The organism is Streptomyces pristinaespiralis, from assembly GCF_001278075.1.
Lineage (GTDB): Bacteria > Actinomycetota > Actinomycetes > Streptomycetales > Streptomycetaceae > Streptomyces > Streptomyces pristinaespiralis.
On record NZ_CP011340.1, the window covers coordinates 2,675,577 to 2,698,681 of the forward strand.

Annotated in this window: 20 protein-coding genes; 6 read left to right on the forward strand and 14 right to left on the reverse strand. The window is 70.8% G+C overall.

The features are described 5' to 3' along the window. Positions 1–14: 14 nt before the first annotated feature. A complete protein-coding gene (gene nsdA / locus SPRI_RS11110; protein WP_005311376.1) occupies positions 15–1,487 on the reverse strand; it encodes a transcriptional repressor NsdA in 1,473 nt (490 codons plus the stop codon). 428 nt (positions 1,488–1,915) lie between these two features. On the opposite strand from nsdA, the gene SPRI_RS11115 reads away from it, so the two are divergent. After that, positions 1,916–2,578: a bifunctional DNA primase/polymerase gene (locus SPRI_RS11115; RefSeq protein WP_053556889.1), complete on the forward strand. Its 663-nt coding sequence runs from the start codon at positions 1,916–1,918 to the stop codon at positions 2,576–2,578. Positions 2,579–2,645: 67 nt separating this feature from the next. On the opposite strand, the gene ftsY is transcribed toward SPRI_RS11115, so the two are convergent. Beyond that, the gene (ftsY, locus tag SPRI_RS11120; protein WP_005311380.1) at positions 2,646–3,869 is read right to left on the reverse strand and encodes a signal recognition particle-docking protein FtsY; all 1,224 of its coding nucleotides are present in this window, start codon (positions 3,867–3,869) and stop codon (positions 2,646–2,648) included. Positions 3,870–4,036: 167 nt separating this feature from the next. Between ftsY and SPRI_RS11125 the strand changes: the two genes are divergently transcribed. Then, the gene (locus SPRI_RS11125; protein WP_005311382.1) at positions 4,037–5,482 is read left to right on the forward strand and encodes a cytosine permease; all 1,446 of its coding nucleotides are present in this window, start codon (positions 4,037–4,039) and stop codon (positions 5,480–5,482) included. A gap of 59 nt (positions 5,483–5,541) precedes the next feature. Beyond that, positions 5,542–6,513, forward strand: coding sequence for an LLM class flavin-dependent oxidoreductase (locus SPRI_RS11130; RefSeq protein WP_053556890.1), 972 nt, complete (start codon positions 5,542–5,544; stop codon positions 6,511–6,513). Positions 6,514–6,553: 40 nt separating this feature from the next. On the opposite strand, the gene SPRI_RS11135 is transcribed toward SPRI_RS11130, so the two are convergent. The 4 genes from SPRI_RS11135 to SPRI_RS11150 form a co-directional block, all read right to left on the reverse strand. Beyond that, on the reverse strand, positions 6,554–7,975 hold the full coding sequence (locus SPRI_RS11135; RefSeq protein WP_005311386.1) for a sugar porter family MFS transporter: 1,422 nt from the start codon (positions 7,973–7,975) through the stop codon (positions 6,554–6,556). Positions 7,976–8,187: 212 nt separating this feature from the next. Then, positions 8,188–11,751, reverse strand: a complete 3,564-nt coding sequence (smc, locus tag SPRI_RS11140) for a chromosome segregation protein SMC (protein ID WP_053556891.1) — start codon at positions 11,749–11,751, stop codon at positions 8,188–8,190. 189 nt (positions 11,752–11,940) lie between these two features. After that, entirely contained in the window at positions 11,941–12,159 is a 219-nt protein-coding gene (locus SPRI_RS11145) for a hypothetical protein (protein WP_005311394.1), read from the reverse strand. Between the two features lie 392 nt (positions 12,160–12,551). Further along, positions 12,552–12,833, reverse strand: coding sequence for an acylphosphatase (locus tag SPRI_RS11150; RefSeq protein ID WP_005311396.1), 282 nt, complete (start codon positions 12,831–12,833; stop codon positions 12,552–12,554). Between the two features lie 138 nt (positions 12,834–12,971). On the opposite strand from SPRI_RS11150, the gene SPRI_RS11155 reads away from it, so the two are divergent. The 3 genes from SPRI_RS11155 (at position 12,972) to SPRI_RS11165 (ending at position 15,451) form a co-directional block, all read left to right on the forward strand. After that, entirely contained in the window at positions 12,972–13,892 is a 921-nt protein-coding gene (locus tag SPRI_RS11155; RefSeq protein ID WP_078535248.1) for a CAP domain-containing protein, read from the forward strand. 417 nt (positions 13,893–14,309) lie between these two features. Beyond that, positions 14,310–14,717: a hypothetical protein gene (locus SPRI_RS11160; RefSeq protein WP_234020365.1), complete on the forward strand. Its 408-nt coding sequence runs from the start codon at positions 14,310–14,312 to the stop codon at positions 14,715–14,717. A 50-nt stretch (positions 14,718–14,767) separates the two neighbouring features. Further along, positions 14,768–15,451, forward strand: a complete 684-nt coding sequence (locus SPRI_RS11165; RefSeq protein WP_037773658.1) for a DUF4352 domain-containing protein — start codon at positions 14,768–14,770, stop codon at positions 15,449–15,451. 83 nt (positions 15,452–15,534) lie between these two features. Here the strand turns inward: SPRI_RS11165 and mutM are convergent, their stop codons facing one another. From mutM to recG, 8 genes are all read right to left on the reverse strand, one after another. Then, entirely contained in the window at positions 15,535–16,395 is an 861-nt protein-coding gene (gene mutM, locus SPRI_RS11170; protein WP_005311403.1) for a bifunctional DNA-formamidopyrimidine glycosylase/DNA-(apurinic or apyrimidinic site) lyase, read from the reverse strand. 168 nt (positions 16,396–16,563) lie between these two features. Continuing rightward, complete coding sequence (gene rnc / locus SPRI_RS11175) at positions 16,564–17,454, reverse strand: ribonuclease III (RefSeq protein ID WP_005311406.1); 891 nt, start codon at positions 17,452–17,454, stop codon at positions 16,564–16,566. Between the two features lie 19 nt (positions 17,455–17,473). After that, the gene (rpmF, locus tag SPRI_RS11180) at positions 17,474–17,647 is read right to left on the reverse strand and encodes a 50S ribosomal protein L32 (protein WP_026165248.1); all 174 of its coding nucleotides are present in this window, start codon (positions 17,645–17,647) and stop codon (positions 17,474–17,476) included. Between the two features lie 2 nt (positions 17,648–17,649). Further along, complete coding sequence (locus SPRI_RS11185; protein ID WP_037773660.1) at positions 17,650–18,255, reverse strand: YceD family protein; 606 nt, start codon at positions 18,253–18,255, stop codon at positions 17,650–17,652. Between the two features lie 171 nt (positions 18,256–18,426). Further along, entirely contained in the window at positions 18,427–19,518 is a 1,092-nt protein-coding gene (locus SPRI_RS11190) for an ATP synthase F0 subunit B (RefSeq protein WP_005311410.1), read from the reverse strand. A gap of 94 nt (positions 19,519–19,612) precedes the next feature. After that, complete coding sequence (gene coaD / locus SPRI_RS11195) at positions 19,613–20,095, reverse strand: pantetheine-phosphate adenylyltransferase (protein WP_053556892.1); 483 nt, start codon at positions 20,093–20,095, stop codon at positions 19,613–19,615. A gap of 26 nt (positions 20,096–20,121) precedes the next feature. Further along, a complete protein-coding gene (gene rsmD, locus SPRI_RS11200) occupies positions 20,122–20,706 on the reverse strand; it encodes a 16S rRNA (guanine(966)-N(2))-methyltransferase RsmD (protein WP_005311413.1) in 585 nt (194 codons plus the stop codon). Between the two features lie 53 nt (positions 20,707–20,759). Continuing rightward, on the reverse strand, positions 20,760–22,946 hold the full coding sequence (recG, locus tag SPRI_RS11205) for an ATP-dependent DNA helicase RecG (protein WP_037773661.1): 2,187 nt from the start codon (positions 22,944–22,946) through the stop codon (positions 20,760–20,762). Between the last annotated feature and the right edge of the window lie 159 nt (positions 22,947–23,105).

The window sequence follows — 23,105 nt, forward strand, 5'->3', positions numbered from 1 at the left end:
TGATGTGCCGCCGGTCAGACCGCCTCAGCGGTCTCCGGCAGCTGGGCGGTGAGCAGGTCGGTGAACTGGACGACCTCGGCGACGTCGCCGAAGTCCCTGGCCGCCGTGTCGACGGTCTTGCGCAGCCGGGTGTTGACCCGCTCGGAGCGGACCCGCTTGGCGACCTTCAGCGCCTCGCCGGCCAGGGCGGTGGCTTGTTCCGGCTCCCTCTTGAGCAGGTGGACCGTGGCCATCCCGACCAGGTTGAGTGCGTACGACCGCTGGTGCTCGTCGTCCTGCCGGAAGAGCTCCACGGCACGTTCCATGATCGGCTCGGCGAGCGAGGCGTAGGTGGGACTGCGGCCCGCCACATAGGCGAGGTCGCGGTAGGAGTGGGCGTTCTCGCCGTTGAGCTCGGCCTCGGAGAAGAAGCGGATCCAGTCGGGCTCGGGCTCGGTGTCGAAGCCGATGTCGGCGAAGGTGTCCTCCGCCATCCGCACGGCCCGCCGGCACTTGCTGGGCTGGCCCATGTTGGCGTAGGCGCGGGCCTCCATCGCATACAGCATGGCCTGGGTGCGCGCGGTGGCGCAGTCCCGACTGCCGTACTGGGCGAGGTGGATCAGTTCGAGGGCGTCGTCGGGCCGGCCGAGGTGGATCATCTGCCGGCTCATGGACGAGAGGACGTACGAGCCGAGCGGCTTGTCACCGGCCTCCTTGGAGGCGTGCAGCGCGAGGACGAAGTACTTCTGCGCGGTGGGCTGCAGACCCACGTCGTAGCTCATCCAGCCTGCCAGCTCGGCCAGTTCGGCGGCGCACTTGAAGAGGCGCCGCAGGGTGGCGGGAGGCTGGGGCTCCTGAAGCAGGTCGGTGACCTCGTGGAGCTGGCCGACGACGGCCTTCCTGCGCAGGCCGCCGCCGCACTGGGCGTCCCACTGGCGGAACATGGCGGTGGTGGCCTCGAGCAGGTCGAGCTCCGGTCCCGACAGCCGGCCGCCCCTGCGGGTCGTGGCGGGCGGCTCCTGCGCGGTCTCCCCGGCCGGGGTGGGGACGAGCCAGCGCTGCATGGGTTCGACGAGGGCGGCCCCCGCGGCGAGCGAGAGCGAGGTGCCGAGGAAGCCGCGGCGCGCGAGCATCAGGTCGCTTCTGGAGAACTCGCTGAGCAGCGCGACGGTCTGGTCACCGGCCCACGGGAGGTCGACGCCGGACACGGAGGGTGCCTGGTGGGCGGAGCGGAGGCCGAGGTCCTCCACGGCGACGACGCTGCCGAAGCGCTCGGAGAAGAGCTCGGAGAGGATCCGGGGGATCGGCTCGCGCGGCTGTTCGCCGTCCAGCCAGCGGCGCACCCGGGAGGTGTCCGTGCTGATGTGGTGTGCGCCCATCTGCCGTGCCCGGCGGTTCACTTGGCGCGCCAGCTCGCCCTTCGACCAGCCGCTGCGCATGAACCAGGAGTTCAGCTGCTCGTTGGGGCGCTTGCCGGTGTTCGTACCGTCTGCGCCGCTGCCGCTCACTGGAATGCCCCCATCCGCCGAAGCCTCATCGCCCGAACCCGTACCAGAATGCCGCCTGTTGCGGCTTCCTGTGACCGGGTTGCACCCGTCGAACACAGAGACGGGTTGCCCCCGGCATACCCGGAAGCGAACTGCAATTGCAGGTTGATGCACCGACAGTAATCCTACGATCACGCCTCCAGCGAGTGGGATTGCAGAATCGCCACCATTCGCCACCCCTCCGAGTGAACCCACTTGCCGCCAGGCGCGATTCACTTGACAGACGGCAACAAGCATCCGATGGAGCGTTGCGCGTACAGGCGCGCGCCGCGTTCCGCACTCCCCCACGCACCACCGCACTCCGCCGGAACCCACGGCCGGGTGCGACAGAGAGTCACAGGGGGACTTCGGGTCGTAACCACCGGCGAGCAGGACCCGTTGGAGGGGGCATGGGCTTCACGATCGGCGGCACCCGTGGAATCAGTCAGATCCGGGTCGGCTCGCGGCGCCGCGAGCGCGCGACAGAGGCCACAGCGGTGGCCGAGTACACCGGACTGTGGGGCTGGGCGGTGATTCCCGGCGCCCGGGCCGTGTCGGGCAGGTGCTCCTGCGGCAAGGAGCGGTGCGGGGCGCCGGGAGCGCACCCCCTCGGCTTCGCGCTCGAGGTCCCGGCCGGCGCCACGCTCGACGAGGCCGGCAAGGCCTGGGCGGATGTGCCAGGGGCATCGCTGCTGCTGCCGGTCGGCCGGAGCTTCGACATCCTGGACGTCGCCGCACCGGCGGGCCGCCGTGCCCTGGTGCGCATGGAGCGCATGGGACTGCCGCTCGGCCCGGTGACGGTCACACCGGACGGCCGCTGCCAGTTCTTCGTGGCCCCCGGTGCGGCGGCCGAACTGCCCCGGTTGCTGTACCGGATGGGCTGGGACGACGCCGACCTGGACCTGCGCTGCCTCGGCTCCGGCGACCACATCACAGCGCCGCCGTCCGACCGCGGCGGGCTGGGCCCGGTCCGGTGGCTGCGGCCCCCGTCCCTGGACACGGCGGCGGCCCCGCCGGAGGCCCGGCTGCTGCTCGGCACCCTGGCGTACATCTGCCACCGCAGCCGGTCCTGACACCGAGCACGAGAGCGCCCGGCCGTCTCCTGACGGCCGGGCGCTCTCGTACGCGCGAAAGGGGCGCTCAGTCGCCGATCAGGGCGTCGACGAACGCCTCGGGCTCGAACGGGGCGAGATCGTCCGGGCCCTCACCCAGACCCACGAGCTTGACGGGCACGCCCAGCTCGCGCTGGACGGCGACGACGATGCCGCCCTTGGCGGTGCCGTCCAGCTTGGTCAGCACGATGCCGGTGATGTCCACGACCTCGGCGAAGACGCGCGCCTGCACCAGACCGTTCTGACCGGTGGTGGCGTCGAGGACGAGCAGGACCTCGTCCAGCGGGCCGTGCTTCTCCACGACCCGCTTCACCTTGCCGAGCTCGTCCATCAGGCCCGTCTTGGTGTGCAGCCGGCCGGCGGTGTCGATGAGCACGACGTCCGCGCCCTCGGCGATGCCCTCCTTGACGGAGTCGAAGGCGACCGAGGCCGGGTCGCCGGCCTCGGGCCCCCGCACGGTGCGGGCGCCGACGCGCTCGCCCCAGGTCTGCAGCTGATCGGCGGCGGCGGCGCGGAAGGTGTCCGCGGCGCCCAGCACGACCGAGCGGCCGTCCGCGACGAGAACACGGGCGAGCTTGCCGGTGGTGGTGGTCTTTCCGGTGCCGTTCACCCCGACGACCATGACGACCGCGGGCGTCTCGAGACCGCTCTCGGTCTTGACCGCGCGGTCGAATTCGGTGCCCACGAGGAGCAGCAGTTCCTCGCGCAGCAGGGTGCGCAGCTGCTCGGGAGTACGGGTGCCGAGCACCTTCACCCGCTCGCGAAGCCGCTCGACGAGCTCCTGGGTGGGGGCGACGCCGACATCGGCGGTGAGGAGCGTGTCCTCGATCTCCTCCCAGGTGTCCTCGTCGAGGTGCTCGCGCGACAGGAGCGTCAGGAGCCCCTTGCCGAGCGAGTTCTGTGAACGGGCGAGACGGGCACGGAGCCGGACGAGCCGGCCGGCGGTCGGTTCCGGGATCTCGACGGCGGGCGCGGGCGCCTCGGCGACGACCGGGTCCTCGATGGCGACGGGCGTTTCGACGGCTTCGTCGGCCGTCGGAAGGTCGACCTCCTCGATGGTGCGGCGGGGTTCCTCCCGCGGCGTCTCCGCCTCGTCGCCGACGTGCGGTTCGGCGGGCGGAGCAGTGATGGTCGGCGCGGCCGGCGGCGCCTGCGGCGGCAGCTGCTTCTTCTTGCGGCTGCTGACCACGAGGCCGCTGATCGCGCCGATCGCGACCAGGGCGATGACTACGGCAAGGATGACGATTTCCATAACCCGTCCAGTATCGGCCACGGCCGCGCGCACAGAAGGGGTCAGAGGATCGCACAAAGGCGGCCTCACCCATTTGGACGTTATGGGGTGTTCGTACGATGCTTGTTGCTTCCGGTTTCTCCGGCAGCCCTCATCGGCGTCCCCCCACCCCGTACGGAGCCCTTTCCATGCCCCACGCCTCCGAGTCCGAAGGCGCGATAGAGACCCGCGGCCTCGAACCCGTTCCCGACGAGGAGCGCGTCGGCCGCGTCCGGGAACTGTTTCCCACCTGGGTCGCCGCCAACATCAGTGTGCTGCTGCTGACGATGGGCGCCGGGCTGGTCGTCTTCAACGGCCTGAACTTCTGGCAGGTGCTGACCGTCGCCGTCGCCGCACCGGTCCTGTCCTACGGGCTCGTGGGCCTGATCTCCATCGCGGGCAAGCGCGGGGGCTCACCCGGCATGGCCCTGTCCCGCGCGGTCTTCGGGCAGCGGGGGAACCTCTTCCCCGGCTCGCTGATCTGGGTCGCGCGCTGGGGCTGGGAGACGATCAACGCGGTCACCGGCGCCTACGCCGTGCTCACGGTGCTGGACCTGCTCTTCGGGATCCGGAGCAGCACGGCTCTGATCATCACGACCCTGCTGCTCTTCGTCGCCTGCACCTTCGTCGTCTCGGGCCTCGGCATCAGCGCCCTCCAGGTGTGCAGCAAGTGGTCGACGTACCTGTTCGGCGCGTTCAGCGTGCTGGTCCTGATCTACCTGGTCGCGAACACCGACTGGTCCGCCGTCTTCGACAAGCCGGCCGGCTCGACGGCGATGATGGTGGCGGGCATCGGCACCATCGCGGCGGGCGGCATCAGCTGGGTCCCGTCGGGTCCCGACTTCACGCGCTACCTGCCGCGCACGGCCTCGGGCCGGACGATGGTCGGCGCCACCGTCGGCGGCGCGGGCGTCGTCGTCCTGCCGATGGTGCTGATGGGCGCCGTGATGGCGGTGTCCACACCGGACCTGGCGAGTGCCCAGGACCCGGTCGCCTTCATCGGCGAGATCCTGCCGATGTGGCTGGCGGTCCCCTACCTGCTGATCGCCCTCGTCGGCATGCTGCTGATCAACTCCATGTCGATGTACTCGGCCGGTTTCACCGCGCAGACCCTGGGCGTGAAGGTCCCCCGCGCGTGGGCCGTGAGCGTGAACGCCCTGATCAGCCTGGTCTTCGGCTTCCTGCTGATGGTGGTGGCGACCAGCTTCATCGGCTCCTTCATCTCGTTCCTGACGCTGCTGGCGGTCGCCTTCTCCGCCTGGATCGGCGTCTTCGGCGTCGACATGCTGCGCCGGCGCGCGTACGACGGTGCGGCGCTGATGGACACCACCCGCACCAGCGCCTACTGGTACCGCGGCGGTTTCGCCTGGCAGGCGATGGTGTCATGGGCGTCGGCGCTGGTGGTGGGGCTGCTGTTCACCCGGGTCGACTGGTTCGCCGGCCCGCTCGCGTCCTCGTGGGCCGGCGAGAACGGCCTGGGCTGGGCGGTGACGATCCTGGTTGCCGCCGGCCTGTACGCGGTGCTGCCGCGCACGGCGGCGGCCGGGCCCGCGCCCGCGGCCCTCGAAAGCGAGCCCGAGACCCTGTCCATCTGACGCTACGTCAGCTAACGTCCCCCTTCGCCGTGCTCACATCTGGCAGAGGGGGACTTCCCATGGTCTTCACGGTCGCCCGGTTCAACATGGTCGATCCCGCCGCGACGCCCGAAACCCACGCGGCCCGCTACCGTGCGGCCCTGGAGATGGCCGCGTACGCCGACGACCGCGGCGTCGACACCGTCCAGACCGAGGAGCACCACGGCGCCGCGAACAACTGGCTGCCGTCGCCGCTGACCTTCGCCGGCGCCGTCCTGGGCGCCACCCGCCGCATCACGGTCACCGTGTCCGCGATCATCGGCCCGCTGCACGAGCCGCTGCGGCTGGCCGAGGACATCGCCGTCCTGGACCTGATCGGCCGGGGCCGGCTGGTGACGGTCGCGGGGATCGGCTACCGGCCGGAGGAGTACGCGCAGCTCGGCGTCGACTGGAGCCGCCGCGGGCGGCTCCAGGACGAGCTGCTGGAGACCCTGCTGGCCGCCTGGACCGGCGAGAGCTTCGTATACCGGGGCCGTACCGTGCGGGTCACCCCGCGCCCGTACACCCGGCCCCATCCGCTGCTGATCGTCGGCGGGTCCTCCCGGGCCGCCGCGCGCCGGGCGGCCCGCTTCGGGCTCCCGTTCTTCCCCAGCGCCCATCTGCCGGAGCTGGAGGCGTACTACGAGGAGCGGCGGGCCGAGTACGGGACCGACGGCTTCTGCATGATGCCGGCGGAGAAGACGACGCTGCTGCACGTCTCGGAGGACCCCGACCGCGCATGGGCCGTGTACGGCGAGCACTTCCTGCACGAGGCGCGGACGTACGCGTCCTGGCAGTCGCCGGACATCCGTTCCGCGGTGCGATCGGCGGCCGGGACCGTGGGGGAACTGCGCGACGAGGGCGTCTACCGGATCGTGACCCCTGACGAGTGCGTGGCACTGGGCGCGGAGAGCCTGGTGCTGCATCCGCTGTGCGGCGGCATGCCGGTGGACGAGGGCTGGCGCAGCCTTCAGCTGCTCTGCGAACACGTACTGCCCCGGCTCACGCGCTGAGCCGGGGCAGTTTCCGTGTCGAGGAGAGGGGCAGCGGGGATTAGCCCATCTCCTCCAACGCCTTGCCCTTCGTCTCCTTGACGTACCTCAGTACGAAGGGGATCGAGAGCACGGCGAAGACCGTGTAGATCATGTAGGTGCCGGAGAGGTTCCAGTCCGCGAGGCTCGGGAAGCTCGCGGTGATGGCCCAGTTGGCGATCCACTGCGCGGAGGCGGCGACGCCGAGGGCGGCGGCGCGGATCCGGTTCGGGAACATCTCGCCGAGGAAGACCCAGACGACGACGCCCCACGAGAGCGCGAAGAAGAGCACGAAGACGTGGGCGGCGATCAGGGCCACGACACCCTGGGTCTCCGGAAGCTTGCCGTCGACGAGGTCGGCGGAGAAGGCCCAGGCCTCGAGGGCCAGCGCGATCGCCATACCGGCGGAGCCGATGAGCGCGAGCGGCCTGCGGCCGATCCGGTCGACCAGCACCATCGCGATCACGGTGCCGATGATGTTGATGATCGACGTGGTGAACGAGTACAGGAAGGAGCTGGAGGGGTCGACGCCCACCGACTGCCACAGGGTGGCCGAGTAGTAGAACGCGACGTTGATGCCGACCAGCTGCTGGAAGACCGACAGACCGATGCCGACCCAGACGATGGGCAGGAAGCCGAAGCGGCTGCCGAGCAGGTCCTTGAAGGAGGACTTGTGCTCCCGGTGCATGGCGAGCTCGATCTCGGTGACCCGGGCGTCCAGGTCGACGCCCTTGCCCTCGACCTCGGCGAGGACCTCCTTCGCCCGGCCGACCTTGCCGACCGAGATCAAGAAGCGCGGCGACTCCGGGATCGCGAAGGACAGGAGCCCGTACAGCACCGCCGGGACGACCATGACGCCGAGCATCCACTGCCAGGCCTCGATACCGGCGATCTCTCCGCGCTGGTCGCCGTCGGCGAGCTGGAGGATGCCGTAGTTCACCAGCTGGGAGACGGCGATGCCGATGACGATCGCGGCCTGCTGGAAGGAGGCGAGCCGGCCGCGGTAGGCGGCGGGAGAGACCTCGGCGATGTAGGCGGGGCCGATGACGGACGCCATGCCGATCGCGAAGCCGCCGATGATCCGCCACATGGCGAGGTCCCAGAGCGCGAACGGGAGCGCGGAGCCCACGGCGCTGAGGGTGAAGAGCACGGCGGCGATCTGCATGCAGCGGATACGGCCGATGCGGTCGGCGATACGGCCGGCGGTCGCGGCGCCGATGGCGCAGCCGACCAGCGCGACGGCGATGACCTGGGCGAGGGTGCCGGAGCCGATGTCGTAACGGTGCCGGATGGCCTCGACCGCGCCGTTGATGACGGAGCTGTCGTAACCGAAGAGGAAGCCGCCCATCGCGGCGGCGGCCGTGATGAAGATGACATGCCCGAGGTGGTCGGGATGGGCCGAGCGGGCCCCTGATGCCGGTGGCGGCTGCGCAGTGCTGGTCACGTGTACTCCTGGAGTCCGGCAGCACCGCCGGACGTGGGGGGCGAGCCCTACAAGTGGGGCACAAGTTTGGGGCGCGCACCACTTGAAGGTAAAAGCAACGTTGCAGAGACTATGCCTTCAAGTTTCGAAGTCAAGACCCTGATCCAAATCAGTGGTGGACCTCCCAGGACAGCAATAGCTTCAAGTCTTGAAGAATTGGACTCGACTGAGCCTCAGCGGAGGCGCTGGCTGATGACCTTGGAGACGCCGTCGCCCTGCATCGACACGCCGTACAGCGCGTCCGCGACCTCCATCGTCCGCTTCTGGTGCGTGATCACGATCAGCTGGGAGCTCTCCTGGAGTTCCTGCATGATCCGAATCAGCCGCTGGAGGTTGGTGTCGTCGAGCGCCGCCTCGACCTCGTCCATCACATAGAACGGACTCGGCCGGGCCTTGAAGATCGAGACCAGCATCGCCACGGCCGTCAGGGACCGCTCGCCGCCCGACAGCAGCGACAGACGCTTCACCTTCTTCCCGGGCGGCCGTGCCTCCACGTCCACGCCGGTGGTGAGCATGTTGTCCGGGTCGGTCAGCACGAGCCGCCCCTCGCCGCCGGGGAAGAGGCGGGAGAAGACGCCCTCGAACTCACGGGCGGTGTCCCGGTAGGCCTCGGTGAAGACCTGCTCGACGCGTTCGTCCACCTCCTTCACGACCTGAAGCAGATCGGCCCGGGTCTTCTTCAGGTCCTCGAGCTGCTCCGACAGGAACTGGTGGCGCTCCTCGAGCGCCGCGAACTCCTCCAGAGCCAGCGGATTCACCTTTCCGAGCTGTTGGTACGCCCGTTCGGCCGACTTCAGGCGCTTTTCCTGTTCCGCGCGGACGAAACGCCTCGGCCGGTTCCTGGGGTCCTCCGGGTCCTGCGGCAGCTCCTCGCCCTCGGCCGGCGGGGACGGGGGCACCGGCTGGTCGGGTCCGTACTCGGACACCAGGCCGGCCGGCTCCACACCGAGCTCCTCCAGCGCCTTCGTCTCCAGTTGCTCGATCCGCAGCCGCTTCTCCGCGCCCAGCACCTCGCCGCGGTGGACCGAGTCGGTGAGCTTGTCCAGTTCGGCCTTGAGGTCGCGGCCGGCGCCGCGTGCGGCGGTCAGCTCCCGCTCGCGCTCGGCCTTGGCGGCCTCCGCCGCGGCCCGCTCGGCCTCCGCCCGCACGAGCGACACCTCGACATGCGCCAGCAGCTGCCGGGCGCCGGCCGCGACGGCCGCCGCCACCTCGGCCTCGTGGCGCATCCGGGCCCGCCGCTGCTCCGCGCGCGCACGCGCCTCACGCTCGGCCCGCGCTCCCCGGTCGAGCGCGTCCGCGCGCCCGGCCAGGCCCTTGACCCGCTCCTCGTGCGTTCGCACCTGGAGACGGGCCTCCATCTCCGTCTGCCGCGCGTTGGCGCCGTCGGCGGCGAGCCGGTCCCGTACATGGGTGTCGGGCTCCTCCTCGACCGGGGCCTCCTGCGCGACGAGCAGCCGCTCCGCCAGCTCCTCGGCCTCCTCGGCCGCCCGCTCCAGCGCCTCCTGGGCACGGGCTGCCGCCGCGGCGGTCCGCTCCGCCTCGCCCGCGGCACCACGGGCCTGACCGGAGAGACGGCCGAGCCTGCCGGAGACCGCCGACTTCTCCCGGTCGGCGGCGCGCCTGCGCTCCCCCAGCTCCTCGACCAGCGACGCGCACCCGGTACGGCGGACGGTGGCCTGCTGCTGTGCCGCCGCCAGCTCCTCGCACTGGCGCGCCAGGTCCTCGAGCTCGGCCGCCGCCTCGTCGACGGAGGCCTGTACCTCGAGCAGGCTCGGCGCCCCGGCGGACCCGCCCTGCGCGAAGTGGGCCGCGAGCACGTCGCCCTCCGCCGTCACGGCGGTGAGCCCGGGCCGTGCGGCGACCAGGTCCTCTGCGTCCTCCAGGGTCCCCACGACCACGGTCGCGCGCAGCAGCCTGCGTACGGCCGGCATCAATTCCTCGGGCCCCCGGACGAGGTCCGCGGCGCGCCTGCCGTCCGCTCCCGACAGGTCCGGCTCGGGATCGACGGTGGCAGCGGCCGGGGACGCGAGCAGCAGGGCCGCCCTGCCGGCGTCCTGCTTGCGCAGCAGACGGATCGCCTCCGCCGCGGTGGACGCGTCGGTGACGGCCACCGCGTCGGCCGCCGCTCCGAGCGCCGCCGCTACGGGGATCTCGTAGCCGGGCGTCACCGTCAGCAGTTCCGCCGCCGGGCCGAGCAGGCCCGCGAGACGGTCACGGGCTCCGAGGAGCGCGCCCGTCCCGTCCTTGCGCCGCAGGCCCAGGGCGAGCGCCTCACGGCGGGCCGCCACCGCGGCGCGTTTGCGTTCCGCCGTGGTGAGCGCCTCACGGGCCTCGCTCAGCGCCGCCTCCGCGCCGGCCAGGTCGCGCTTCGCCGCGTCGTGCCGGTCGGCCAGCAGGGAATCGTCCGAGTCCAGCGCGTCGACCTCGGCCTTGAGCTGCTCGTACTCCTCCTGCGCGGCGACGGCCCGCTCCTGCGCCTCGTCACGGGCGGCGGCCAGCCGGTCGATCTCGGCCTGGGCGGACGCGGCGCGCGAGCGGGCCGCGTTGACCTGGCCGCTCAGCCGGGCCAGTCCTTCACGGCGGTCGGCGATGGCGCGCGCCACGTCCTTGAGCCGGCGTTCCTCGACGGCGAGCTCGCGCTCCAGTTCGGCGCGGTGCTCGACGGTGTCCTCGAGGGCCCGTTCCGCCGCCTCGAGAGCGGCCTCCAGCTCCGCCTCCTGCTCACGGATACGGGCGGCCTCGCGCTCCATGTCCTCCGGATCACGGCCGCGCCGCTCCTCAGCAGGCTGCGCCGTCGCGCTCTTGACCCGGGCGTCGGCCAGGGAGACCGTGCCGCGCACCCGCTCGGCCAGCTGGGAGAGTTCGTACCAGTTCTGCTGGGCGCGCTGGAGCCTTGGTGCGAGCCGCCGCACCTCGTCCTCCAGGTCCGCCTCGCGGGTCAGTGCCGCCTTCAGCTCGGCCTCGGCCGCCTCCTTGCGCTGCTTGAGCGCCGCCTCGTCGGCGACCTCCGTGCGCAGCGCCTCCCGCATGCGTACGAGGTCGTCGGCGAGCAGCCGGAGCCGGGCGTCGCGCAGGTCCGCCTGGATGACCGCGGCCCTCCTGGCCACGGCCGCCTGCCGGCCCAGCGGCTTCAACTGGCGGCGCAGTTCGTCGGTGAGGTCCTGCACCCGGGCGAGGTTGGCCCGCATCGCATCCAGCTTCCGCAGCGCCTTCTCCTTGCGCTTGCGGTGCTTGAGGACGCCTGCCGCCTCTTCGATGAAGGCCCGCCTGCCCATGGGGTCGGCGTGGAGCACCGAGTCGAGCTGGCCCTGGCCGACGATGACGTGCATCTCGCGCCCGATGCCGGAGTCGGAGAGCAGTTCCTGGATGTCGAGCAGCCGGCAGGTGTCGCCGTTGATCTGGTACTCGCTGCCACCGTTGCGGAACATGATCCGCGTGATGGTGACCTCGGCGTACTCGATGGGCAGGGCGCCGTCGGAGTTGTCGATCGTCAGGGAGACCTCGGCCCGGCCCAGCGGCGGGCGGCCGGTCGTCCCGGCGAAGATGACGTCCTCCATCTTGCCGCCGCGCAGCGACTTGGCGCCCTGCTCGCCCATGACCCAGGAGAGCGCGTCCACGACGTTGGACTTCCCGGAGCCGTTGGGACCCACGACGCAGGTGATGCCCGGCTCGAACCGCAGGGTGGTGGCCGAGGCGAACGACTTGAAACCGCGCAGGGTCATGGCCTTGAGGTGCACGCCCCCGGACTCTACCTTTCGGTCGCGGTTTCACCCATGAAGGTGCAGGGCAGATCAGACGTTGAAGGAAACACTTCAGGAACAGCGGGGGGCGAAGGACGGGGGCAGGGGCGGGAGCCGAAAAGAAAGAAGGGACGCCGAGGCGTCCCTTGCATATCTTGCTGCGCGATGCCCTGGCGGACGCCGTGCTCAGGTGAGCGCGGGCTCCGCCCGAGGTACGTCGATGTCCATACCTTCGAGCAGCGACTCTCCGGGGTGCTGAGCGACGGCGGCGTTGAGCGCGTCATTCTCGGACTGGATCCGTACAAGCTCGGATTCGAGGTCCTGGACGCGCTGCTGAAGCCGTCGCATCTCGGCGAGGAGTCGCGGGTCGGAACCGCCGACGTAACCGAGAAGCGCCTTTGCCATGATGGATGGTCCTCCACACTGAGTGACCGACCGATGCGGTGTGGGTCGTGAGGGATTCGCACCCGCGGTGCTCGGCAGTCCTGGTTGTACTGCTTGCCGTGCTGCGGTTCTTGACTGCCGAACAGCTGAGGTGCGCGGGGCTTCCAGAGTCTCACCAAAAAGTTTGACGGTCAACACGATCACACCCCGTATCGGCGGGCGGCCCGAGGGCATACGGCCGCTGAAGAGTGCGGCGTGCCTGACCTGCGGGGCCCTGGGGGCGTGACGATCATCTTTCCTGCCGCAGCCTTGCAGAGCAAGCCCTTCTTGGCAACCACCTGGGGTTTCTGCCGGCGACCGGGCCTCGGGGCACCGGACGGGAGGCCGCCGGAGCGGGCACGGCCGGGCCGCCGTCAGCGGATGGCGAAGTCCGGGTAGCCGCCGCGGGGCGTGTCCCAGATCTCAGTGACTCCGTCGACGCGGCCGGGTGTGTCGTCGGAGCGAAGCCACTCCAGCAAACGGTGGCAATTCTCACGTGGCCCTTCTGCCACGACCTGCACCCTGCCGTCTTCCAGATTGAGGGCGAAGCCGGTGAGGCCACCGATCTCCAGAGCGTTTGCCCTGGTGAACCATCGGAAGCCCACTCCCTGTACTCGGCCGCGTACCCAGGCGGTCAGCCGTGCGGTGTCGTTCATGGCTGCACGGTATCCGGCCGATTGCTTCTGCATCACTTCCGCCCCGGGCCGCATGGCGTACAGTCCGGACGCAATCAGCCTCACTCGGACGGGTGAGTCCGTTGACGTTCGACGTCGCGCACCAGGAAGGCACAGCACATGGGTCGCCACCGACGCTCGGCCCCCGCGCCGGCCGTAACCGATCACGCGGCGGGCACGGCAGGCAGGCACCGTGGCGGTGCACGCCGTATGGGCCTGCCCGTACGGACCGGACTGCTCGGGGCCACTGCCGCCATGGCGGTCGGCGCCGTGGTCGTGACGACCGGCGTCCTGCCCGGCGAGGACGACAAGTACACCGTGGGCGCGGGCTCGGACGTGCGGACCGAGATGCGCACCGAGGTGCCGTCGCGGCTGCAGGCCCAGGGCGACGCGAGCGCGAGCCCCTCCGTGAGCCCGTCCACGTCGCCGAGCCGCACCGCGGAGCCGACGAAGAGCCCCTCGAAGAAGGCGTCCCCGAAGCCTTCCAAGACGTCGAAGCCGTCGAAGAAGCCCCAGTCGCCCAAGCCGTCCGCGACGCCGTCCAAGGAGACGACGAAGAGCCCCGGGACCAGGAAGCCGACTTCGGAGCCGACCCGCGAGCGGACGCGCACCCCCGAGCGCCCGGCCGCGCCGTCGAAGACGGCCGCGCCGGACACCTCTGCCGCCGCTTCCGCGGAGGCCGCGGTGATCGACATGGTCAACGAGGAGCGCGCGAAGGTCGGCTGCAGCCCGATGAAGGCGAGCGGCGCCCTGTCCGATCTGGCCCGCGCGCACAGCAAGGACATGGCGGCGCGCGGGTTCTTCGACCACACCAACCCCGACGGCGAGACGCCGTGGGACCGCGCGGAGCAGGCCGGCGTGAGCAACCTCGGCGGCGAGAACATAGCCCGCGGCCAGGCCGACGCCGAAGCGGTCATGAACTCCTGGATGAACAGCGAGGGACACCGCGCGAACATCCTGAACTGCGACTTCACGACACTGGGTGTCGGTGCGTACATGGCCGATGGCGGCCCTTGGTGGACGCAGAACTTCGGTTATTGAGATTTCCGCAGGTCAGTGACCTGCCTACTTACCTGGGCCGTCTCGGCGCCGTCACCGGCGACCGAGGCGGCCCACGCTTGTGCCCGCAGTGCTGCGCCCCCGAAGTGACGCCTCGGAACGGTCCGTCCGCGCGCCTGCCCGCGCGGACGCAGTCACCCTTCCGATGAGCGATGCAACCATCCGGGCCCCCCGTGTGTCACACACCTCATCCACACTGTGTCGACACGTGTCGAACACACAATCTGCACTTCGTACACAAGGCAGCCCATGACCGACGCGCCACCGCCGCATCCGGCCCTCGACGATGCCCCGCAGGACCGGCCCGAGGCCGACGAGGCTCCCGCGCCACCGCCCCCTCCTCCTGTCCCTCCCGCGCCCGCCGCACAACCGGGCCGGCCTCGTACTGCGCTTGCCGCCGTGACCGGAGCCCTGGCCGGAGCGGCCGTCGTCGGCCTCGTGTGGGCCGTCACCGCCGACGCCGGTGGCGACGAGCCCGCCACGTTCACCCTGAACGGCAGCTTCACTCTCACCGACGAGGTCCAGCGGGACGGCGACGGTGGCTGCGCGGGCCGCTACGACAGCGGATACGACGACATCCAGGAAGGTACCGACGTCACCGTCTACAACGCGGCGGGAGACGTCGTCGCCAAGGGCGAACTCGGCGCAAGCGAGGAGATCGCCACCGGTACCTGCGCGTTCGACGTCTCCGTCGCCGACGTCCCCAAGGGCGAGACGTTCTACAAGGTCGAGGTGTCGCACCGCGGCACGGTCGAGCTCTCGGCCGAGGAGGCCGAGAACGGCGAACTCGCCGCAACCCTCGGCTGACCACCGTCCCCTCTGTGCTTCACCTCCGCCCACTGTCTGGAGACACCCGCATGTCGCACCCCACCCCGCCCCCGTACGGTCAGCAGCCCCACCAGCCGGGTCACGGATACCCGCAGTACCGGCAGACTCAGCCGTACCAGCAGCCGTACGCGGGTGGCCCCGCCCCGTACCAGCCCCCTCCGCCCCCGAAGAAGGGCATGAACGGTTGGGCGATCACCGGTATCACCCTCGGCGGCGTCTTCGTGTTCCTGATCGTCCTCGGGGCACTGGTCGGCGGCGACGACAGCGGCACGGGCAGCAGCGGGAAGCCGGACACGAGGGCCGCCGCACCGGAGAAGCCGGCCGCGGCCGACCCGAAGTCCGCGGAGAAGGCGAAGGACGAGCCTGCGGCGCAGCCGGCTCCCGAGTCTCCGGTGAAGGTCACGGCCACGAAGACCCGGTTCGCACCGAGCATCCTCCACGACGGCGGGGCCTACACCAGCGTCAAGGTCACCATCGCCAACAATTCGGAGGAAAAGATCGACGTGAATCCGCTGTACTTCTCGATCACCGCCACCGACGGCAGCAAGCACACCGCGGAGCTCGGCGTCGACGAGCACCAGATCGACACCGTCGACCTGGCACCCGGCGAGAAGATCACCGGAACGATCACCGGCGAGGGCGCCTTCACCCCCAAGTACGTCACCTACACCGACGGGCTCTTCGGCGACGACGTCCGCGGCAACGTCTCCTGACCTGATCGCTCGGGCATCCCGGCCGGGGTGTCCGGTTTGCCGCCCGAGGCTGCCTCCCGTCCGGGCCGCGGCCTCGGGCGGCGTCAGGCGACGGGCCGCGGTACGCGTTGGCAGCGGGGGCAGAAGTAGCTGGACCGGTTCATCCACGGGCGGCGGCGCATCGCGGTGCCGCAGCGCCGGCAGGGCTCGTCCTCGCGGCCGTACGCGTCGAGGGAGCGGTCGAAGTAGCCCGACTCGCCGTTCACGTTGACGTACAGGCTGTCGAAGGTGGTGCCGCCGACGGCGAGGGCCGCCGTCATCACCTCGCGCACGTGGCGGAGCAGTTCGACCGAGCGGGGCCGGGTGAGGGTCGCTGTGGGGCGCTCGTAGTGGAGCTTCGCGCGCCACAGGGCCTCGTCGGCGTAGATGTTGCCGACACCGCTGATCAGGGACTGGTCGAGCAGGGCTCGCTTCACCGTGGTGCGGCGGGCCCGCAGCGCGGTGTGGAACGCGGCGTCGTCGAAGAGCGGGTCCAGCGGGTCCCGGGCGATGTGCGCGAGGACGTCGGGCAGGCCGTCCGGTGCGTTCTCGTGCAGGGACAGTCCGCCGAAGGTGCGCTGGTCGACGAAGCGCAGCTCGGTCGCCAGTGGATCCGTGAAACGGATGCGGATACGGAGGTGCTTCTCGTCGTCCGCGTGCTCGGGCTGGACGAGAAGCTGGCCGCTCATGCCCAGGTGGCCGAGGATCGAGGTGTCGGTGTCCGCGAGGGGAAGCCACAGGTACTTGCCGCGCCGGCGGGCGTCACCGACGGTCCTGCCGGTGAGCCGTGCGGCGAAGTCCTGCGCGCCGGGCAGGTGTCTGCGGATCGCGCGCGGGTGCAGCACCTGGACGTCGGCGATCGTGCGACCGCTGACCCAGCTCTGCAGACCACGGCGCACGACCTCGACCTCGGGCAGCTCGGGCACGGGCCGGGTCTCCTTCTGCGAGTCACTTGGTGTCGCCCGCAGGGTACCGCCAGGGCGTGGTCCGGTGACGGGCGGGAACAGCGGTGAGGCCCCCCGCCTGTGACGGGGGGCCTCACCGGAACTGCTGTCGTGCGACGGAGCGCCGTAATCAGGCCCGCGCCCGCGGAATCAGGCCGAAGCCCGGTCCGCCGGTGCCGGCCGGTCCGCGGGCGCCGGCTGGTCCGCCGGTGCCGCCTCGTCCGCGGCTGCCGGTTCGTCCGCGGCTGCCGGTTCGGAAGGGGTGTCGGCGTCCCCTTCGTCCGTGGCGGCCCCGCTCTCGGCGGCGGCCTTGGCCGCTGCCAGGCGCCGGTCCGCATCGGCACGGATCTCACGCCAAGCGGACTCCGCCGCCTGCTGCTCCGCTTCCTTCTTGCTGCGGCCGGTGCCGGTGCCGTACGAGACACCACCGACGCGGGCGGCAGCAGTGAAGGTCTTCTCGTGGTCAGGACCGGTCTCTGTGACCAGGTACTCCGGGACACCGAGACCCTCTGCCGCGGTGAGCTCCTGGAGACTGGTCTTCCAGTCCAGGCCCGCACCGAGGTTCGAGGACTTCTCGATGAGCGGGTCGAAGAGCCGGTGAACCAGCTCGGACGCCGCATCGAGGCCCTGGTCGAGATAGACCGCGCCGATCACCGCTTCCAGGGTGTCGGCGAGGATGGATGCCTTGTCCCGGCCCCCCGTGCCCTCTTCGCCACGGCCGAGCCGGATGAAGGAGCCGAGTTCGAGGCCACGCCCGACCTCCGCCAGCGCACGCGAATTGACCACAGCGGCCCGCAGTTTGGCCAGCTGGCCTTCCGGCAGGTCGGGGTGGGTGCGGTACAGCGTGTCGGTGACCACCAGGCCGAGCACGGAGTCCCCGAGGAACTCCAGCCGCTCGTTGGTGGGCAGACCGCCGTTCTCGTACGCGTACGAACGGTGGGTCAGCGCGCGCACCAGAAGGGCGGACTCGAGCTGATACCCGAGCCGCCCTTCCAGAAGCGTGTGGGACGAGGCATTGTCCGTCTTGTTGGACTCAGACATCGCGCCTCTCACCAGCCGCTCAGACCTCGAGGACCTGGCGCTTGTTGTAGGTGCCGCAGCTGGGGCACGCGATGTGCTGCTGCTTCGGCTCCTGGCAACGCTCACACGAAACCAGGGTGGGGACCGCAGCCTTCCACTGCGACCGGCGGTGGCGCGTGTTGCTGCGCGACATCTTCCGCTTCGGAACAGCCACGGCTACTTCTCCTGCTTCTCGTCGACGCCCGCTTCGGCGCCGCCCATGTTGTCCTTCTCGCCGTCCTGAACGGTCTCGGCGAGTCCCTGCAGTGCCGCCCAACGGATGTCGACGGCGTCATGATGGTGGTCCGGGTTCTCGTCCAGCCTGACCCCGCACTCGGAGCACAGACCTTCACAGGTCTCCCGGCACACCGGCTGCATCGGCAGTGCGAGCACCACCGCATCACGCAGCACGGGCTCGAGGTCGAAAAGGCCGTCCTCGAGAAAGAGCCTGTCCTCGTCCTCTTCGTCGTCGGCAGGCTCCGCAGTGCGACTGCGGCCCCTGTCGTCGGCGTCGGGGTACGTGAACATCTCCTGGAAGTCCGCCGCGACCTCTTGGTGCAGCGGCTCCAGACACCTTACGCACTCCCCCTCGGCGGTCGCACGGGCGGTGCCTGTGACAAGCACACCTTCCATGACGGACTCGAGGCGGAGGTCCAGCTCCACGGGTGCGCCTTCCGGCACACCGATGACATCGGCGATGCCGAGGTCCTTGGGAGCGTCCACCGTGCGGGAGAGCCGCTGGAGCGCACCCGGCCGCCGTCCCAGCTCGTGCGTGTCGAACACGAGGGGATTGCGATGGTCGAGGCGCGTGCTCAGGGGACTTCCTGCTTTCGGTTCGTGGGAGGGGCCGTCCCGGTTCGTGGGGCGAAGCGGACAGCCGGGATCGCGGAACTACGCGCGACCGAAGAACCAGGGTACTTCAACAGCCGCGATAGACCCAATCCGGGCCGACGGCTAGCGCCCCTGCTCGTACCGGTTCAGCTGTTCCAGGTCGATCATGCCGGTGTCGAAGAGGCTGGTCTCGTCCAGCGCCGTGCCCTGCTGGGGCGGCGCCTGCGGCGGGGGCGGCATCTCCCCGTAGCCGCCACCGTGGGCGGGGGCGGCGTACGGATCGGGCTGGGCGTACTGCTGGGCGTAGCCCTGGTCCTGGTAGGCGGCGTACGGGTCGGGCTGCTGGTAGCCCGCGTACGTCTCCTGGGGCTGGTACGTGTACGGGTCGTGCTGGGCCGGGATCTGCGGCTCGGGCTGCTGCGGCTGGTACGTGTACGCGTCCTGCTCACGCTCCGGCATCGGGGCGGGGGCGGAGGCGGGGGCCGGGTCGGCGAGTTCCGCGAGGCCGGCGAGGTAGTCCGCGTCGCTGGCGTGCTGAAGGCCGCCGGCGGCGTCCTGTGCGGCCATGTGCGCGCCGAGATCGTCCGTGGCGATCCGGCCGTGCAGCTTCTGACGGCCGCGGCCGACCGCGTCGAGCGTCTTGGAGAGCACGGCCTCGAAAGCGCCCAGCTTGGCGTCGACGTACTGGTCGGCCCGCTGGATGAGCGTCTGCGGGTCGTTGCTGTGCTCCGGCGCGTCCTCGTCGGCGTAGCCGTGCTCGTCGAGCCCGGGCCCCCGGCCGAGGAGCTTCTCGCGGCCGCGGTCGACGGATCCGATGGTCTTGGTGAGGACGACCTCGAAGTTGGCGAGCTTGGAGTCGACGTAGTCGTCGGCCTCCGCCCGGATCTCCTCGGCCTCGCGGCGGGCCTCGGCGAGGATGCGGTCGGCCTCGTCCTGGGACCGGCGGGCGACCTGGGTGTCGGAGATCAGCGAACCGCGCTCGGCGTGGGCGGACTCGATGATCCGCTCGGCCTCCCGGCGGGCCTCCTCGACCAGCTGCTCACGGCCGCCGATGAGCTCCTGGGCCTGGGCCAGGGAGCCGGGCAGGGCCTCGCGCACCTCTTCGAGCATGGCGAGCAGCTCGGCGCGGTTGACCACGCAGGACGCCGACATGGGCATGGAGCGGGCGTTCCCGACCGCCGCGACGATCTCGTCGAGCTTCTTCTGCACGTCCACCGTGGTTCGCCACTCTCTACTGCGGGTTGGAGACGGACGGGACGACTGTACGGGCAGTCCGTCGCCGCCCGACACCGGGTGACGAGTTGTCAGCTCAGCCCTTTTCCGCGAGCCGGCGCACGAGCGCGCGGTGGACGGTGTCGGGCAGCAGGTGGGAGACGTCGCCGCCCCAGGCGGCGACTTCCTTGACGAGGCTCGAGGAGAGGAAGCTGTAGGTGGGGTTGGTCGGCACGAACAGCGTCTCCACCCCCGACAGGCCGTTGTTCATCTGGGCCATCTGCAGCTCGTAGTCGAAGTCGCTGACCGCGCGCAGCCCCTTGACGATCGCGGGGATGTCGCGCTCCTTGCAGAAGTCGACCAGGAGACCGTGGTGGGACTCCACCACGACGTTCCCGTACTCACCGGTGACCTCGCGGATCATCGCGATCCGCTCGTCGACGGTGAAGAGTCCCTGCTTGGACTTGTTGATCATCACCGCGACATGTACGACGTCGTACAGCTTGGAGGCGCGGGCGATGATGTCCAGGTGCCCATTGGTGATGGGGTCGAATGACCCCGGACAGACTGCGCGGCGCAACGGAAGTCCCTCGCTCTCCGGTCCGGTCATGGTGCGTCTTCGCACGTAGCGGCGGCGCGACCGTACCAAAGCGTCCCCTCGCCGTAGCGACGGGCCCGCAGTGGCGTGAAGCCCTTGGGCCAGTTGAATTCTCCGCCTCTGGTGCTGCGCTCCACGGTGACGAGGCCATCGTCCGCGAGCCAGCCCTGGAGGCGGAGTGTGAGCAGAATCTCCCGAAGATCGTCGTCCGTGACGGCGTACGGCGGGTCGAGGAAGACGACGTCGTAGGGGCTCTCCGGCGCCGGACCCGTCACGATCTGTTCCGCTTTGCCGGTACGCACCTCCGCGCCGGGCAGGCCGAGCGCCCGCACGTTCTCCCGGACGACGCGGGCCGCCCGGGCGTCCGCCTCGACCAGCAGGGCGTGGGACGCGCCCCTGGACAGGGCCTCGAGGCCCACCGCGCCCGACCCCGCGTAGAGATCGGCGACGCGGATGCCGTCGAGGGTGCCGAGCTGGGACTCCCAGCTGGAGAACAGCCCTTCCCGGGCACGGTCGGAGGTGGGGCGGGTGCAGGTGCCTGGCGGGACGGCGAGGCGGCGTCCGCCGGCAGCGCCGGCGATCACGCGGGTCATGAAGGGCCTCTCTTGAGCGGGCTCACGTCCTCAAGTGTCTCAGCCCGAGTCTCTCAGCCCTTGTCGAGGTACTGCTCGCGCTCCTTGTCCAGCAGGGCGTCCAGGGCGGTGCGCAGTTCGGGCAGCCGCTCGAGGTCCGGATCGGCGCCGACGATCGCGACGGCCTCCTCGCGGGCCGCGGCGATGACCTCCTCGTCCTCGATGACGGTGAGCATCCGCAGCGAGGAGCGCACCCCGGACTGGGCCTGACCCAGCACATCGCCCTCCCGGCGCTGTTCGAGGTCGATGCGGGAGAGCTCGAAGCCGTCGAGCGTCGAGGCGACCGCCGCCAGGCGCTGACGGGCGGGGCTCGCCTCCGGCATCTCCGTGACCAGCAGGCACAGGCCCGGTGCGGAGCCGCGGCCGACCCGGCCGCGCAGCTGGTGGAGCTGGGAGACGCCGAACCGGTCCGCGTCCATGATCACCATGGCGGTGGCGTTGGGGACGTTGACGCCGACCTCGATGACGGTCGTGGCGACCAGGACGTCCACGTCGCCGGCACTGAAGCGGCGCATCACGTCGTCCTTGTCGTCCGGCGCCATCCGCCCGTGCAGGACCTCGACGCGCAGCCCGCTCAGCGGCCCCTTGGCCAGCTGGTCGGCGACCTCCAGGACGGCGAGCGGCGGGCGCTTCTCCGCCTCGTCCTCCGCCGTCTTCTTCTTCGGCTGCTCCTCGTCGTCGCCGATGCGGGGGCACACCACATACGCCTGGTGCCCGCCCTCGACCTCTTCGCGGACCCGCTCCCAGGCCCGCGACAGGAAGTGCGGCTTGTCGGCGGCGGGGACGACATGGCTGGCGATCGGCGAGCGGCCGGCCGGCAGTTGGTCCAGCACGGACGTCTCGAGGTCGCCGAAGACCGTCATCGCGACCGTACGCGGGATGGGGGTGGCGGTCATGACCAGCAGGTGCGGCGGCTGCTTCCCCTTGGAGCGCAGGGCGTCGCGCTGCTCCACGCCGAAGCGGTGCTGCTCGTCGACGACGACGAGGCCCAGGTCGTGGAAGCGGACCTTGTCCTCGATCAGGGCATGGGTGCCGATGACGATGCCCGCCTCGCCGGTCACCAGGTCGAGCAGCGCGTGCCGGCGGGCCGCGGCGCCCATGGAACCGGTCAGCAGCACCACCTTGGTGCCCTGCTCGGCGCCTCCGAGCATCCCTCCCTCTGCCAGCTCGCCCATCATCTCGGTGATCGAGCGGTGGTGCTGCTGGGCGAGGACCTCGGTGGGGGCCAGCATCGCGGCCTGGCCGCCCGCGTCGACGACGGCGAGCATGGCCCGCAGAGCGACCATCGTCTTGCCCGAGCCCACTTCGCCCTGGAGGAGACGGTGCATGGGGTGCTCGGTCGCGAGATCGTCGAAGATCTCCTTGCTGACCGACTGCTGGCCTTCGGTGAGGGTGAAGGGCAGTTCGGCGTCGAAGGCGTCGAGGAGCCCGCCGGGCACGGGGCGGCGGGCCACCGCGGGGAGCTGGGTGTCCGCGTACCGCCTGCGGGCCAGCGCGACCTGGAGGACGAACGCCTCGTCCCACTTCAGCCGCTCCCTGGCCGCCTCGATGTCCGCCTTGGTGCGAGGGCGGTGGATCTTGCGCAGGGCGTCGGGCAGGGTCGCCATGCCCCGCCCCTCGCGCAGCGCGGGCGGCAGCGGGTCCACCGCCTCCGCGGACCGGTCCAGCACCGCGTCGATCGCCTTGGAGATCTTCCAGGACTCCAGCTGCTTGCAGGCGGGGTAGATCGGGATGAGCTGGTTGGCGAAGGCGTCCACGGCGTCGGCCGCGCTCGCGCCGCCGCTCAGCGGCTCGTACGCGGGGTGGGACAGCTGGAGCTTGCGGTTGAAGACGGAGACCTTGCCCGCGAACATCGCCCGCGTGCCCGGCAGGAGGTCCTTGTGCGGTTTGTGGACGCCCTTGCCGAAGAAGACCAGCTGGAGCCGGCCGCTGCCGTCCGTGATGGTCACTTCCAGGCGCCTGCCGCGGCCCTGGTTGAACGTGTGGATCCGCGCGTCGGCGACCTGGGCGACCACCGTGACGTGCTCGTCGAGCGGCAGCTCGGACAGGGACGTCAGCTCACCACGCTCCGCGTACCGCCGCGGGTAGTGGTGCAGCAGGTCACCGAGGGTGTGCAGATCGAGATGCTCGGCCATCACCTTGGCGGTGGCGGCGCCGAGCGTCTTCTTGAGGGGTTCGTCGAGCGCGGACACGCGATCCATTGCACACCACTCCACCGACAGTCGTCGCACACCTGTTGATAACTCCTGGTCAACGCGGTGCCGCGGGCCCTACGATGGCCCCTCTTCCGCCCTCTTCGCGATCACCGCCGTACGGGATCGCCCGACCCGCGCCGTCGCCCGACCCCCCACCGGCGCAGC